15 protein-coding genes and 1 other annotated feature are annotated in these 14,088 nt (G+C 37.6%); of the genes, 10 read left to right on the top strand and 5 right to left on the bottom strand.

Going from position 1 to position 14,088, the window contains the following annotated elements; genetic code table 11:
* The first annotated feature begins 141 nt into the window (after positions 1 to 141).
* Genes AC4BC7_RS15815 through sdaAA form a run of 4 tightly spaced genes read left to right on the top strand, consistent with a single transcriptional unit; the run spans position 142 to position 4,378 of the window.
* Entirely contained in the window at positions 142 to 1,350 is a 1,209-nt protein-coding gene (locus tag AC4BC7_RS15815; RefSeq protein WP_490503358.1) for an MFS transporter, read from the top strand.
* Positions 1,350 to 2,783 (top strand): amidohydrolase, encoded by a 1,434-nt coding sequence (locus AC4BC7_RS15820; protein WP_207941621.1) that lies wholly within the window; start codon positions 1,350 to 1,352, stop codon positions 2,781 to 2,783. The genes AC4BC7_RS15815 and AC4BC7_RS15820 overlap by 1 nt, the downstream gene beginning before the upstream one ends.
* Positions 2,784 to 2,827: 44 nt before the next feature.
* Positions 2,828 to 3,493: an L-serine ammonia-lyase, iron-sulfur-dependent subunit beta gene (gene sdaAB, locus AC4BC7_RS15825; protein WP_207941622.1), complete on the top strand. Its 666-nt coding sequence runs from the start codon at positions 2,828 to 2,830 to the stop codon at positions 3,491 to 3,493.
* A 12-nt stretch (positions 3,494 to 3,505) separates the two neighbouring features.
* Positions 3,506 to 4,378 carry an L-serine ammonia-lyase, iron-sulfur-dependent, subunit alpha gene (sdaAA, locus tag AC4BC7_RS15830; RefSeq protein WP_207941623.1) on the top strand — a complete coding sequence of 291 codons (873 nt, stop codon included), beginning with the start codon at positions 3,506 to 3,508 and terminating at the stop codon, positions 4,376 to 4,378.
* Between the two features lie 187 nt (positions 4,379 to 4,565).
* Here sdaAA and AC4BC7_RS15835 read toward each other — a convergent pair whose 3' ends face one another.
* Together AC4BC7_RS15835 and AC4BC7_RS15840 are read right to left on the bottom strand one after the other, a co-directional pair.
* Positions 4,566 to 5,456: a ribokinase gene (locus AC4BC7_RS15835; RefSeq protein ID WP_490503359.1), complete on the bottom strand. Its 891-nt coding sequence runs from the start codon at positions 5,454 to 5,456 to the stop codon at positions 4,566 to 4,568.
* Between the two features lie 17 nt (positions 5,457 to 5,473).
* Entirely contained in the window at positions 5,474 to 6,319 is an 846-nt protein-coding gene (locus AC4BC7_RS15840; protein ID WP_490503360.1) for an alpha/beta fold hydrolase, read from the bottom strand.
* A 222-nt stretch (positions 6,320 to 6,541) separates the two neighbouring features.
* On the opposite strand from AC4BC7_RS15840, the gene rplK reads away from it, so the two are divergent.
* The 5 genes from rplK (at position 6,542) to AC4BC7_RS15865 (ending at position 9,431) form a co-directional block, all read left to right on the top strand.
* The gene (gene rplK / locus AC4BC7_RS15845) at positions 6,542 to 6,964 is read left to right on the top strand and encodes a 50S ribosomal protein L11 (RefSeq protein ID WP_207941626.1); all 423 of its coding nucleotides are present in this window, start codon (positions 6,542 to 6,544) and stop codon (positions 6,962 to 6,964) included.
* Positions 6,965 to 7,073: 109 nt separating this feature from the next.
* A complete protein-coding gene (gene rplA, locus AC4BC7_RS15850) occupies positions 7,074 to 7,763 on the top strand; it encodes a 50S ribosomal protein L1 (RefSeq protein ID WP_207941627.1) in 690 nt (229 codons plus the stop codon).
* Positions 7,764 to 7,824: 61 nt separating this feature from the next.
* Positions 7,825 to 7,949: a sequence feature (ribosomal protein L10 leader region), on the top strand.
* 45 nt (positions 7,950 to 7,994) lie between these two features.
* Complete coding sequence (rplJ, locus tag AC4BC7_RS15855) at positions 7,995 to 8,498, top strand: 50S ribosomal protein L10 (protein WP_016175755.1); 504 nt, start codon at positions 7,995 to 7,997, stop codon at positions 8,496 to 8,498.
* Between the two features lie 61 nt (positions 8,499 to 8,559).
* A complete protein-coding gene (gene rplL, locus AC4BC7_RS15860; RefSeq protein ID WP_207941628.1) occupies positions 8,560 to 8,925 on the top strand; it encodes a 50S ribosomal protein L7/L12 in 366 nt (121 codons plus the stop codon).
* A gap of 83 nt (positions 8,926 to 9,008) precedes the next feature.
* Positions 9,009 to 9,431 carry a DUF1810 domain-containing protein gene (locus tag AC4BC7_RS15865; RefSeq protein ID WP_490503361.1) on the top strand — a complete coding sequence of 141 codons (423 nt, stop codon included), beginning with the start codon at positions 9,009 to 9,011 and terminating at the stop codon, positions 9,429 to 9,431.
* A gap of 34 nt (positions 9,432 to 9,465) precedes the next feature.
* Here AC4BC7_RS15865 and AC4BC7_RS15870 read toward each other — a convergent pair whose 3' ends face one another.
* Positions 9,466 to 9,807: a metal-sulfur cluster assembly factor gene (locus AC4BC7_RS15870; RefSeq protein WP_490503362.1), complete on the bottom strand. Its 342-nt coding sequence runs from the start codon at positions 9,805 to 9,807 to the stop codon at positions 9,466 to 9,468.
* A 228-nt stretch (positions 9,808 to 10,035) separates the two neighbouring features.
* Between AC4BC7_RS15870 and ilvD the strand changes: the two genes are divergently transcribed.
* Positions 10,036 to 11,682 carry a dihydroxy-acid dehydratase gene (ilvD, locus tag AC4BC7_RS15875; protein WP_243430637.1) on the top strand — a complete coding sequence of 549 codons (1,647 nt, stop codon included), beginning with the start codon at positions 10,036 to 10,038 and terminating at the stop codon, positions 11,680 to 11,682.
* Between the two features lie 110 nt (positions 11,683 to 11,792).
* Here ilvD and AC4BC7_RS15880 read toward each other — a convergent pair whose 3' ends face one another.
* Together AC4BC7_RS15880 and AC4BC7_RS15885 are read right to left on the bottom strand one after the other, a co-directional pair.
* Positions 11,793 to 12,974: an ABC transporter permease gene (locus AC4BC7_RS15880; protein ID WP_207941632.1), complete on the bottom strand. Its 1,182-nt coding sequence runs from the start codon at positions 12,972 to 12,974 to the stop codon at positions 11,793 to 11,795.
* Complete coding sequence (locus AC4BC7_RS15885) at positions 12,961 to 14,088, bottom strand: ABC transporter permease (protein WP_490503363.1); 1,128 nt, start codon at positions 14,086 to 14,088, stop codon at positions 12,961 to 12,963. Before AC4BC7_RS15885 ends, AC4BC7_RS15880 begins: the two co-directional genes overlap by 14 nt.

Raw genomic sequence — 14,088 nt, forward strand, 5'->3', positions numbered from 1 at the left:
TGACGGCTTTTTTTATGATATGTTTTATTGTGAATAAATTAACGTATAAAAAAAGGCTTAAAATAATAAAAAAGAACTTATATCGTTGGATACGTTTTCTGTAAAATGAAGTATCAGAATAGAAACGGAGGAAGTGAAACGATGGAAGTAGAAAAAACGATGAATCAAACCGTGGAGAAAAAAAGTAGTTTAGGAATCGTATTGGCATTAATGGCAGGTTATTCAATGGTTTATATGGATAAAAGTATGATTTCTACAGCCGTTATCCCCATGGCTCAAGACTTCAATTTAGATGCTGGTCAAACAGGTTTAATCATGTCCTTTTTCTTTTTAGGTTATTCGTTGATGCAAATTCCTGGAGGGTGGTTAGCAGACAAAATCGGGGCAAAAAAAGTATTGATGCTTTCTTTAGGTGTTATTTCTTTATTTTCATTTGCTTTTGGTGCGGTGAGTAGCTTAATGTTATTTGTAGCAATTCGCTTTTTTGCAGGAATTGGTCATGGTGGTTATCCACCCAGTGTGACGAAAGCTGTAGCAAGTAATTTTCAACCAGATAAAAGAACATTTATTCAATCGATTATCTTATCAACTTCTGGTATTGGAGGAATTTTAGCTTTTACATTAGGAACCAATTTGATTAATGCTAATTGGCGTTACGGCTATCTCGGTTTAGGGGGACTATTTCTCGTGTCTATGATTTTAGTAGGTATTTTTGTACCAAAAGATGCAACGAGTAATGTCACAGTAAGTAGTAAAAAAATTCCTTTTTCTCAAGTTATTTCAGATCGAAACGTAATTGTATTATTTGTAGCGATGTTATTATTAAACTTTTTGCTTTACGGAAATATGTCATGGTTGCCAACTATTTTAGCACAAAAATTTGGACTATCGATTACACAAATTGGCTATTTATTAGCATTTAATGCGATTTTTCAAACAATTGCTACGATGTTTGCAGGTGTCTTGCTATCCAAATTATTTTTGGGCAAAGAGCGAATCTTTATATTAAGTGCTACTCTTTTATCAGCTGGTTTAGTAATAGGATTTGTTTTATCAACAAATTTGATTTTATCGATGGTGGCGTTAATTTTAGTCAGTATGATTTCTGTTAGTGCGTTTACAGCAATTTTTACCCTACCACATAAGCTGATGGATGCGTCTATTATCGGTTCTTCAATTGGCATTATTAATACTGGTGGAACATTAGGTGGTTTCTTAGCACCCTTAATATTAGGTCAGCTGATTAAAATAGGTGGTGGTTCATTTACCATGTCATTTGGCTTTATGGCGTTAGCAAGTGTATTATGTGGATTAACAGTTGTCTTTGGATTGAACAAAGGAGCAGAATAATGGTCGAAGCAAAAGAACGAATTAGTGAATTAATTGAAGAAAAAAAACAACTATTTACAAATGCAGCAGATACAATCTGGGGAACGCCAGAAACACGATTCGCTGTAGAAAAATCTGTACAGCCATTTTATGAAGTGTTGGCAGAAGAAGGCTTTTCAATTGAAAAAGGTTTAGCCAATATGGAACATTGCTTTGTGGCAACGTATGGTTCAGGTAAACCGGTGATTGGCATTTTAGCAGAATACGATGCATTAGGTAATTTGAGTCAAGTCGCTGATTTAGCTGAGCCAAAACCCGAAGTGCAAGGTGGCAATGGCCATGGTTGTGGTCATAATTTATTAGGTACAGGTGCATTAGCGGGTGCAGTAGGTATTAAAGATTATATGGAAGAAAATCAATTGTCAGGTACCATTAAATTATTTGGTTGCCCTGCAGAAGAAAGTGGATATGGAAAAGCCTTTATGGCAAGAGATGGCTTGTTTGATGAAGTCGATGTGGCGTTATCTTGGCACCCAATGGATATTAGTGGAGCATGGGCGATCAGTAGTTTAGCTGTCTATCAAATATATTATAATTTTAAAGGGATTTCTGCCCATGCCGCCGCCGCTCCTGAACATGGCCGTAGTGCATTAGATGCGGCTGAGTTGATGAATATCGGCATCCAATTTTTACGTGAGCATATCATTGATGAAGGACGTGTTCATTATGCCTTTATGGATGCGGGAGGCGAATCAGCGAACGTTGTACAGCCGTCAGCTAGTTTGTATTATTTTATTCGGGCCCCAAAAATTGAACAAGCACATGAAATTTATCAACGCGTCAATAAAATTGCGCAAGGAGCGGCCTTAATGACTGAAACAGAATTAGAAATGGTTTTTGATTCAGCTTGTTATAACTATTTGCCTAATCAAGCAGTGACAACTGTTATGCAAGAAAATTTGGAGCAATATGGTTCGCTTGATTTAACGAAAGAAGATCAAGCATACGCGAAACGGTATTACGACACCTTAACAGAACCTGCTAAAGCAGCATTAATTGCACGAGCAAAAACGATTGATCCAAAGTTATCTGAAGAGGAAGCGGAATATTTAGGTTCATTACCTGTGAGCGAACAGATTCAGCCATTAGCTTTTTCAGAAGCAACATCGGGTTCAACTGATGTAGGAGATGTCAGCTGGGTGTGTCCCACAGCACAAGTATTTATTGGCTGTGAACCTCAGGGAACACCACCACATTGTTGGCAATGGGTGGCTAATGGGAAATCATCTGTTGCACATAAAGGATTGCTTGCAGCGGGTAAAGTTATTGCAACCACAGCGTATGATTTATTAACAAAACCAGAATTAATTGAACAAGCAAAAAAAGAGCACAAACAAACAGTCGGCAACAAAGGGTATCAATCTGCTATTCCAGCAGATGTTATGCCTCGTTAATCGAATTTGCGGCTTAATTTCAATGAAATAGATGAGGTGGAAACATGGAACAATTAAAATATCGCAGTGTCTTTGATATTATTGGGCCCATCATGGTTGGCCCGAGTAGCTCGCATACAGCAGGTGCAGCACGAATTGGCAAGGTTGTCCGTAAAATTTTTGGTGAACAACCAGATACCGTAGATATTTATTTATATGAATCATTTGCAAAAACGTATCGTGGACATGGAACAGATATTGCGTTAGTGGGTGGGTTATTGGGTATGGAACCCGATGATCCCCAGTTAGCTGATTCATTAAAAATTGCCCATGAGAATGGCATGGAAGTATTATTTGTACCAAAACAAGAAAAAGCAGAGCATCCGAATATGGTCCAAATGAAAATTACGAAAGGTGATCGCAAATTAACCGTTACTGGAAAATCAATCGGTGGTGGCAATATCCAAATTTCTGAATTAAATGGCTTTAAGCTATCTCTTTCTTTAGGTGTACCGACTTTTATCATTGTGCATCAAGATGTGCCAGGGATGATTGCTAAAGTTAGTCAGTTGTTATCAAGTGCGGGGGTTAATATCGGAACCATGACAGTTACACGTGAGTCAAAAGGTGAAAAAGCGATTATGATTATTGAAGTAGATGAACGTAATGAAGCAATTTTAGAACAGATTCGTGCCTTGGATTCTATTTATAATGCCTCATATTTTGGATAAAGGAGCAAAACCATGTTTTTTTCAATTGAAGAATTAGTGCAACAAAGTTATGAGTATCCGTCTGTTGCAGAGTTAATGATTGTGACAGAAATTGAAATGTCTGGACGGACACGTGAACAAATCATCGAATTAATGGAACGCAATTTACAAGTGATGGAGCGTTCTGTGGAAGAGGGGGTAGCTGGTGTTACTTCTGTTACGGGACTAACTGGTGGCGATTCTCCTAAAATGAATGCGTATATTGAAGCAGGGGACTTTTTAAGCGGTGAAACTATTTTAATGGCAGTTCGGAATGCCATTGCCGTCAATGAAGTCAATGCTAAAATGGGGTTGATTTGTGCAACGCCAACTGCTGGAAGCGCCGGTGTTGTGCCAGGAGTGTTGATGGCGTGTCGTGAAAAATTAATGATGTCTCGTCAACAACAATTAGATTTCTTATTTACTGCCGGTGCATTTGGGTTAGTGATGGCGAATAATGCGTCAATATCGGGTGCAGAAGGTGGCTGTCAAGCAGAAGTAGGTTCAGCCAGTGCTATGGCATCCGCTGCTTTAGTGGCAGCAAAAGGTGGAAACGCCCATCAATCCGCACAGGCTGTTGCGATTACGCTAAAGAATATGATGGGGCTCATTTGTGATCCAGTAGCAGGTTTAGTAGAAGTACCCTGTGTGAAAAGAAATGCGCTAGGGTCTTCGCAAGCGTTCATTTCAGCAGATATGGCGTTAGCAGGGATTGAAAGTGTGATTCCACCAGATGAAGTTGTTGAAGCGATGTATCAAGTAGGACGCCAAATGCCAGCTACTTTTCGTGAAACAGCAGAAGGCGGTTTAGCTGTTACACCAACTGCTAAACGCTTAACAGAAAAAATTCTAGCAAAACAATCGTAAAAAATTTCGTTTTCATGAAACTATTTTGCTACTATTTTGAAAAATATTTCTTTTATAGTGGGACTGTGCTACAATGAAAACTCAAAATTAAATGATTTTTATCTCTTCAAAAAAACCAGAAGAGATAATTCGTGCGTAAACAAACACAAAAGGCAAGTTTCTCATTGGAGAAACTTGCCTTTTTATGTTACATATGTTGAAGAATTGTTTCTCGAGACGGCATACCACTTTGAGCGCCTAATTTTTGTACAGATAAAGAGGCACCAATCGTAGCAAAGCGAACAGCTTGAGCGAAAGTGCTTCCTGTTGCTAATTCAGCTGCGAATAAACCGTTAAAGGTATCGCCCGCTCCCGTTGTATCGACGACTGCAACTGATAATGCGGGCACTGTTTGGATAGCATTGTCGGCTACAAATGACGTTCCCTGACTGCCACGTGTAACAATTAAACGTGTGGCATGTTGAGCACTCCACGTTAACATCGCTGCTTCTAACTCTTTGTCAGAAGTTAATTCTTGCCCGATTAATTGGGCGAATTCGGTTTCATTGGGTGTAATGATATCAATTAGAGGCAACATCTCGACAATAGCCGAATGAAAAGGCGCAGGATTAACAATCGTAGTTAAGCCTTTTGCTTTAGCTAATTGCAGGCCTTCTTGAACCGTAGCTAAAGAAATTTCTAATTGTGTCAGAAAAATAGATGCATCATCCCAAGCATTTGTCGCTTTCGCATCAATTGTAAAATCAGCATTTGCTCCTGGCAGAACCACGATCGCATTATCGTTTGGTAATTTGAAAATCGCTGCAATTCCTGTGGGGATTGCTGTTTGAGTCACTTGTAAATGTAGATTTTCTCGTTTTAATACTGTTAAAATTTTTTCACCGAAAGCATCTGTACCGACTTGCCCAATTAAAGTTGTCGCAGTATTCGTGCGTGCTGCCGCAACAGCTTGATTGGCACCTTTTCCACCAATAAAATAGTCAACATGCTCTCCTAATAAGGTTTCGCCAATCACAGGTAACTGATTGGTTTTCATGACAATATCCATATTTAAACTACCTAAAACAATGACAGACATTTTTTCCCTCCTAATTATTAATCATTCCATAGAAATTGTTGCAACAATTGATCGACTTCGGTATTTTCATGCAATTGACTGTGTTGCGCATTTGTTGTAATGACGGTGTAATCAACAGACGTTTGCTGTTCTTTCAATAACGAATAAACCGCTAATGCACTAGTTAAAGGAACGGTCCCATCACTAAAATCAGTCTCGCTAAGTTGACCACCAATGAGTTGGGTAGAAAATTGAGGCATCGTTGCCATCATCGCTTGATAATCTTGATAACGTGTGGAAAATTCCGTAGGTCCATTTTCCAATAAATCATCGATTGTCTGAATACTGCTAGTATCGATAAAATCATTAAATGGCGCACCAATCGCCGAAAATTTTTCCACCTGAGGCACGGACATATCACTGCCATAAGTTCCTAAATAACGTAGACTACTAACACCACCCATTGAATGGCCAACTAAATTAACACGCTCAATAGCATAAGTTTCTTTTAAATAGGCTAAGGCTATTCGAATCCATTCCGCTTGGTTCCATTCATGGCTTTCATTATCTTCGAATAAGACTTGAATCATCGGATTTGTTTCTTTTCCTGATAATTCTCCCTCAACTTCAACCGTTCCTTCACTGGTAATGGTTAAAATCATTTCTTTTTTAGCGATTTGATTGTCTTCCATACGTTGGATTAAGTGTCCAAATGAAGAAGGTCCCCCCGCGTAACCATGAATAAATAGGGTAGGGGTTGCGGTTTTTGTTTCAACACTGGAGGTTGTTTGTGTTTCTTCAATAGAAGATACTGTAGCGGTGGGCATTTTTTGGCTACAAGCAGACAACAAAAATAAACTTACTATTAAAAATAATCGTTTCATGTAGCACCTCTTTTTGTATTTAGTATATGCTTCGAAAAATAAAAAAGAAAGTCTCTATGAAAAAAATGAAAAAAGTGCATCAAAATCCTTGCTATTTTTTAGGTCTTTGCTATAATGTTCAAGTGTGCATTAAGACGCATTGTTTTGTGTGCGCTGAAACAAGTGGGAGGAGAAATTTGGATCTCCAATTAACCACATCACGGACTCAAGGAGGTATGTCTCGTGGCAAAAAAAGTAGAAAAACTAGTTAAATTGCAAATTCCTGCAGGTAAAGCAACACCAGCTCCACCAGTAGGTCCTGCATTAGGTCAAGCGGGTGTGAACATTATGGGATTCACGAAAGAATTCAACGCTCGTACAGCTGATCAAGCAGGTTTAATTATTCCGGTTGTTATTTCTGTATACGAAGACCGTTCATTCACATTCGTTACAAAAACACCGCCAGCAGCAGTATTATTGAAAAAAGCTGCAAAAATTGACAAAGGTTCAGGTGAACCAAACAAAAATAAAGTTGCTAAAGTTACTAGCGATCAAATCAAAGAAATCGCTGAGTTGAAAATGGAAGACCTAAACGCAGCTAGCGTTGAAGCAGCTATGCGCATGGTTGAAGGAACTGCACGAAGCATGGGAATCACTGTAGAATAATTTTTGCACTGAAACCTAAGGAAGTAGCTTCTCAGTTGGCTCTGTATTGAAAGATAGAGAACACGTGGGAGGTTCTACCGTTATAACCACATCAAGGAGGAAACACAAAATGGCTAAAAAAAGCAAAAAAATGCAAGATGCATTAAAAAAAGTTGATGCAACAAAAGCTTACTCAGTTGAAGAAGCAGTAGCATTAGCAAAAGACACAAATATTGCAAAATTCGACGCAACTGTTGAAGTTGCTTACCGTCTAAATGTAGACCCTAAAAAAGCGGATCAACAAATCCGTGGCGCGGTGGTTCTACCAAACGGAACTGGTAAAACTCAAAAAGTTTTAGTATTCGCTAAAGGCGAAAAAGCAAAAGAAGCAGAAGCTGCTGGAGCTGATTACGTAGGCGAAGCTGACTTAGCTCAAAAAATTCAAGGTGGCTGGTTCGACTTTGACGTTGTAGTAGCAACACCTGATATGATGGCTGAAGTTGGTAAATTAGGACGCGTATTAGGCCCTAAAGGTTTAATGCCTAACCCTAAAACTGGTACTGTTACAATGGACGTTACTAAAGCAATTAACGAAGTAAAAGCTGGTAAAGTAACTTACCGTGTAGACCGTAACGGAAACATTCATGTTCCAATCGGTAAAGTATCATTCGACAACGAAAAACTTGTTGAAAATTTTAAAACTATCCATGATGTATTAGTGAAAGCTAAACCATCAGCAGCTAAAGGAACTTACATGAAAAACATTACAGTGACAACTACGTTTGGTCCTGGTGTACATGTAGATTCAGCTTCTTTCTAAAAAATTAGAAAATAAATAAAAATAGTTGACTCAAACACCTTTCTTATGGTAAGGTGTTTGAGGTTAATAATTAACTGTACCGAAGACAGTAGGTGACGTCAGTCATAATTCCTACCGAGGACTTTATTGAGAAACTTCAATTGTCCCTCTATGTCTACGGTGGCATAGAGTTTTTTATTGTCTTTTGAGAAGAAAAACTCTTCCATCAAAACCAGGAGGTGAATTTAAATAATGAGTGAAGCAGCTATCGCTAAAAAAGCAGCGATTGTTGAAGAAGTGAGTGAAAAATTCAAAGCAGCAGCTTCTGTAGTAGTTGTAGACTACCGTGGATTAACTGTTGATGAAGTAACTCGTTTACGTAAACAATTGCGTGAAGCTAACGTGGAAATGAAAGTTATCAAAAACTCTATCCTTTCACGTGCCGCTGAAGCAGCTGGTCTAGAAGGCATGAATGAAGTATTCACTGGCCCAACAGCAGTCGCTTTCAGTAACGACGATGTAGTCGCACCTGCGAAAATCATCGATGAATTTGCGAAAGACGCAAAAGCATTAGAAATCAAAGGCGGTATCATCGAAGGCAAAGTATCTTCATTGGAAGAAATTACTGCATTGGCGAAATTGCCAAACCGCGAAGGTCTTTTATCTATGCTTTTATCTGTATTACAAGCGCCAGTCCGCAACGTGGCTTACGCTATCAATGCAGTCGCAGAAAAAGAAGACGGAGATGCAGCTTAATTGCCGCATGATCCACAATTAATTAAACTATAAAACTTACCTATAATGGAGGAAAACAAAAATGGCATTGAACATTGAAAACATTGTCGAAGAGCTAAAAGGCGCGACAATCTTAGAATTAAACGACTTAGTTAAAGCTATCGAAGAAGAATTTGGCGTATCTGCTGCTGCTCCTGTAGCTGTAGCTGCTGCTGGTGGCGCTGCTGAAGAAGAACAAACAGAATTTACTGTTGAATTAACTGCAGCTGGCGATCAAAAAGTTAAAGTTATCAAAGCAGTTCGTGAAGCAACTGGCTTAGGCTTGAAAGAAGCTAAAGCTGTAGTTGATGGTGCTCCATCAGCTGTTAAAGAAGGCGTATCTAAAGACGAAGCTGAAGCATTAAAAGCTACTTTAGAAGAAGTTGGCGCTTCTGTAACTGTAAAATAATCATTGTCAATGATTTTAAACCTAGGATGCTTGAATATTCAAGTTTTCTAGGTTTTTTTGTTTCATACGAAGGAGGAAAGAAGATGTCTGATACGTACAATTTGAATCGGTTTGTTACGAAGCATCAGGAAGACTATGCTAATGCCTTGTCAGAAATCCAAAATGGGAAAAAACAGAGCCATTGGATGTGGTATATTTTTCCACAATTAAAAGGCCTCGGAAAAAGTACGATGGCCGAGTATTACGGAATGGCTTCTTTACCAGAAGCAGTTGCCTTTTTGAACCATCCACTACTCGGAAAAAATTTAAAAGAAATTACCAGAGCCTTATTACCACAAATTGCATCTGCTAGAGAAATTTTTGGCAAACCAGATGATCGTAAACTACATTCTTCGATGACACTTTTTGCTTTAGTGGATGATGATTCGCTTTTTCAAGAAGTATTGGATAAATTTTTTGATGGGAAATATGATGAACGGACGTTACAATTGTTGGAGATTCGTTAAAAAAACAGATTGAGAATTTTCTCAATCTGTTTTTTTATTTAGGATTAATACCTAGAGCAATACGACCGAACCGGCTGATACGAGTCATTTTCCAAGCAGGAGACCAAACAATCTTAACTGTAACGTCATTGATTTCATCAAGCTGCATTAGTGCCCATTTGATTTCTTCAGGGACTGCTTCAATACAGTCACAACCAATTCCTGTAAATGTTACAACGACTTCACAGTGTCCACTTTCGTCTAAATTAATTTCATAAATGAAACCTAAATTATAAATATCTAATCCAATCTCATGATCATGGACAGTTTGAAGTTGTTCAATGATTTTGTCGCCGATAATTGCAGCGTGGTCGTTTATTTTAATGTCTTCTCGCATAACGATTATTCCTTTCGATTTTGAAAATTTAATACAATGCTTATTTTTTCATGAAAATCTATTTTTGGCAAGTAAATTATTCATTGTTTTTTTACTTTATTTATAGTAGAATTTAATATTTATGTTAGAATATAATAAAACCATTAGAGAGCATCTCGAAAGGAGCGTTTTAACGTGTCTAGTGAAGAAAAAAAAGATATTAGAATTAGAAGTAATGTGTATGATAGTATGGTCAAGTCACCGAACCGTGCTATGCTACGAGCAACAGGAATGAACGATGAGGAATTTAAAAAACCAATAGTAGGCGTTATTAGTACATGGGCAGAAAACACTCCTTGTAATATTCATCTCCATGATTTAGGAAAATTAGCACGCAAAGGAGTTATTACCGCTGGTGGTTGGCCAGTACAATTTGGCACGATTACAGTTGCCGATGGGATTGCGATGGGAACACCAGGTATGCGTTATTCGCTACCTTCACGTGATATTATTGCAGATTCAGTTGAAACGGCGATTAGTGGTCATAACTGTGATGCCTTTGTTGCAATTGGCGGCTGTGATAAAAACATGCCAGGTTGTATGATTGCCATTGCTAACACTGAAATCCCTTCTATCTTCGTTTATGGAGGTACGATTGCACCAGGAAATTTAGATGGTAAAGATATTGACTTAGTATCAGTATTTGAAGCGATTGGTAAATGGAACCATAACGATATGACTGCTGAAGAAGTTCGTCGTATTGAATGTAATGCGTGTCCTGGACCTGGTGGATGTGGCGGTATGTATACAGCAAATACCATGGCATCTGCAATCGAAGCAATGGGCATGAGTTTACCGGGATCTTCTTCTCATCCAGCAACAACCGAAGAAAAATTACGTGACGTTGAAGCAGCTGGAGAAGCCGTTTTAAAATTATTAGAAAAAGGAATTTATCCAAAAGATATCATGACTCGTAAATCATTTGAAAATGCAATTACTGTTGTTATGGCATTAGGTGGCTCAACAAATGCAATTTTGCACTTAATGGCAATGGCACATGCAGCGAATGTTGATTTAACTTTAGATGACTTTAATGATTTCCAAGAAAAAGTACCACATTTAGCAGACTTAAAACCAAGTGGACAATATGTATTCCAAGATTTATATGAAGTTGGTGGCGTACCAGCAGTTATGAAATATCTATATGAGAATGGTTTCTTACATGGCGATTGCTTAACGGTAACTGGTAAAACAATTGCTGAAAACTTAGCAGAAGTTCCTTCATTAAAAGAAGGTCAAAAAGTAATCATGCCATTAGAAAATCCAAAACGTAAAGATGGTCCATTAATCGTCCTTCACGGTAACTTAGCTCCTGATGGCGCAGTTGCGAAAGTATCTGGGGTAAAAGTTCGTCGTCATGAAGGACCTGCCAAAGTATTTAATACAGAAGAAGAAGCGATTCAAGCAGTATTAACTGATGAAATTGTCGATGGAGATGTAGTTGTGGTACGTTACGTAGGACCAAAAGGTGGACCTGGTATGCCAGAGATGTTGTCTCTATCTAGTATGATCGTTGGGAAGGGACAAGGCGAAACAGTTGCCTTATTAACAGATGGTCGTTTCTCTGGTGGAACGTATGGCTTGGTTGTAGGACATATTGCTCCTGAAGCTCAAGATGGCGGACCAATTTCACTTCTACAAACGGGAGATATCGTTGTCGTTGACCAAGATACCAAAGAACTTACCATGAAAGTTTCTGATGAAGAATTAGCTAAACGTCGTGAAACAGTAGTGATTCCGCCATTGCATTCTCGTGGAGCGCTTGGTAAATATGCACATATCGTGTCTAGTTCAGCCAAAGGTGCCATCACTGACTTTTGGAAAAAAGGCGAATAATAATGTAACCTTTCAATACAAATAAAAAACTCCAAACTATATGAGAAGACATCCACCAACTATTTGGTTGTGGATAGACGTTATTTCTCACTAGTTTGGAGTTTTTTCGTTTAGCGTGTGGTTCGTTTATGGGAGATAAGTGAAGTCAAACTTTTTTCTCGCATATTCATTAAGTTAAGTACCATAAAAACTGCTGAAAAAGCAAATAATACCAGAAGATTCAATCCGATTGCTTCAAAAAATTTCTGATTGTAAGTAATCGATTCGCCAATTAACATATTACTTTGCACAAACCAATAAGTTGGAGTAAAGGCCGCAATTTTATTGACGATATCTGGTAAAAATTCAGACGGAACAAAGACACCACTAATAAAACAACTACCAAGAATAAACACATTATTCACACCACTGATAGTTTCGCTACTTTTAACAAGATTTGTGATTAGTGTTGAAAAAGTAACCATTGCTAAAAAGAAGGCAAAGATACTGATACTGAATAAACCAATAATCTGAGGATCTCTTAATTTTGAAATATAGATAATAAAACTACTAAAACCAATAGTTGCGAGAAAGGAATAACTAATTGTAGCTAAAGAAATTTTTCGAGAAAAACTTCTTCGTGAAACGGGTGAACAGCTGTTTCTCATTTTTACTTCTGGTCGATTAAAGGCCAAATTAACGAGACCATAAGCAGAGAAAATAGTTGAAAACAAACCGTAAGCCAATAGATTAATAAAACGAGCACCGATACTTTGATTCACTTTTTGAGTATAGGTAGGATCTAATGTCACTGTTGATTTTTGACTTAATGTCTGGGTTGTTTGCTCTAACACTGTTTGTTGAGAAAGTGCAGGTTGAGCTTTCTGATAAAGTAAATAGGTGTTTAAAAACTGATTGATTGTTGTATTAACCAAGGTTTTAGTATAGGTTCCGGGTTTAGTTTGAATCGTTACATGTGGTTTTTTACCATTTGTTAAAGACGTTGTAAAAGAGTCGGGAATTGTCAAAATATAATCTGTTTTTCCAAAATAAAGAGCATCATCTAACGCCCGTTGAGAAGTATCTTCCAGTGTAACGACTCGTTGTTCTTCTTTTAAATAGTCAATTAAAGATTGTGTGAGTGGTGAGTCATCCTGGGATAGAATCACAATTTTCGCTGTTTGCAGGGTCGTTTGTTCGTCACGGATTTGTCCAGATTGAGTAAAGGTAATAAACATCGTAATCGCGATACCTAACAATAATGCGCCTTTATTTGCTTTTAACAGTTTAATAATCGTTTTATAGATGATCATAAGAAACTCTCCTTTCAAAATAGACATTGCTCAGAAAGAAGACGATAGTAAATCCAGCTAACCACAACAGGTTATGATAAAAGGGTTGTAAAGATTGGTAATAATACAATTGATAAAATCCTTCACTAATTAAATTCACCAAATTAATTTTACCTAGTAATGGAAGATTTTGGCTAATCCAGTATTTGATAGATTCGGTACCCATCATTCCGGCAAGAAAACTCATCGCCATCGTCAGTGTCGTTCCAATCGTAATTTTCTGGTCAAATGAAATTTTAGAAGAAAAATTACCCATTAACGTACCAAAACTCAAGGCATTCAATGAACCAATCGCAATTAATAAGAAAATCCATCCCCAATTATTACCAAAATCAACCCGATAAATAAAGTGGAAGACACCAAGTACTACCAGAGATTGCAAATAAAATAAAACAAAGCTAGCAAGTAAATTAGCGAAAGAAACGACAAATTTATTGCGAGGTGAGAGACAAATTCGAATGCCATTTGCTGATTGATTCGCTTGTTGATCATTGGTATTGCCTAGCCCCCAAATGAAGCCATTTAAGATGGTCATACCAAGTAAAGCGAAGAAATAGAAGTTACTTTGACTAAAGGAACGTTCTTTAGATTCCGTAATAAAATCCTCATTGGCTACAAGTTGTGCATGAATTTCTTCTGGATTCACACCTGCATTTAACAAGACAGTAACTTTGTCTTGAATTTGTAAGTATTGACTTAAAAATTCGGATAGAACAGTTTGTTCTATATGATTTTGATTGATAAATAATTGAATGTCTGCTTTATCAAATTCATAATAACCGATTATTTTATCATTCGTTAATTGTGTCGTTGCTTCTTGTTTTGAAAGATGCGAAACGGTGAATAATTCACCCTCGTCGGTTTGTAAGGAGTTAAGCATAGTTTCAAATTCAGAAGTATCTTCTTCGCTGACAATCCCGATAGCAGATTGATTGAGCAAATTTGCTTGATCTAAGTTACTAAAAGCAGCCATAAAAAGTAAGCCTAATAAAATAGGAAAAACCATCGTCCAAAAAATAAGTGGTAAATTTGTAATGAGTATTTTTAAGCGATAGTAAAACAAATGCCAAAACAT

It is taken from the genome of Enterococcus sp. AMC1623, assembly GCF_058216495.1.

Bases quoted from the DNA above. Each gene is read 5' to 3' on its own strand.
- AC4BC7_RS15815 (WP_490503358.1), top strand. From the start codon at position 142: ATGGAAGTAGAAAAAACGATGAATCAAACCGTGGAGAAAAAAAGTAGT.
- AC4BC7_RS15820 (WP_207941621.1), top strand. From the start codon at position 1,350: ATGGTCGAAGCAAAAGAACGAATTAGTGAATTAATTGAAGAAAAAAAA.
- sdaAB (WP_207941622.1), top strand. From the start codon at position 2,828: ATGGAACAATTAAAATATCGCAGTGTCTTTGATATTATTGGGCCCATC.
- sdaAA (WP_207941623.1), top strand. From the start codon at position 3,506: ATGTTTTTTTCAATTGAAGAATTAGTGCAACAAAGTTATGAGTATCCG.
- AC4BC7_RS15835 (WP_490503359.1), bottom strand. From the start codon at position 5,456: ATGTCTGTCATTGTTTTAGGTAGTTTAAATATGGATATTGTCATGAAA.
- AC4BC7_RS15840 (WP_490503360.1), bottom strand. From the start codon at position 6,319: ATGAAACGATTATTTTTAATAGTAAGTTTATTTTTGTTGTCTGCTTGT.
- rplA (WP_207941627.1), top strand. From the start codon at position 7,074: ATGGCTAAAAAAAGCAAAAAAATGCAAGATGCATTAAAAAAAGTTGAT.
- rplJ (WP_016175755.1), top strand. From the start codon at position 7,995: ATGAGTGAAGCAGCTATCGCTAAAAAAGCAGCGATTGTTGAAGAAGTG.
- rplL (WP_207941628.1), top strand. From the start codon at position 8,560: ATGGCATTGAACATTGAAAACATTGTCGAAGAGCTAAAAGGCGCGACA.
- AC4BC7_RS15865 (WP_490503361.1), top strand. From the start codon at position 9,009: ATGTCTGATACGTACAATTTGAATCGGTTTGTTACGAAGCATCAGGAA.
- AC4BC7_RS15870 (WP_490503362.1), bottom strand. From the start codon at position 9,807: ATGCGAGAAGACATTAAAATAAACGACCACGCTGCAATTATCGGCGAC.
- ilvD (WP_243430637.1), top strand. From the start codon at position 10,036: ATGGTCAAGTCACCGAACCGTGCTATGCTACGAGCAACAGGAATGAAC.
- AC4BC7_RS15880 (WP_207941632.1), bottom strand. From the start codon at position 12,974: ATGATCATCTATAAAACGATTATTAAACTGTTAAAAGCAAATAAAGGC.
- AC4BC7_RS15885 (WP_490503363.1), bottom strand. From the start codon at position 14,088: ATGTTTTGGCATTTGTTTTACTATCGCTTAAAAATACTCATTACAAAT.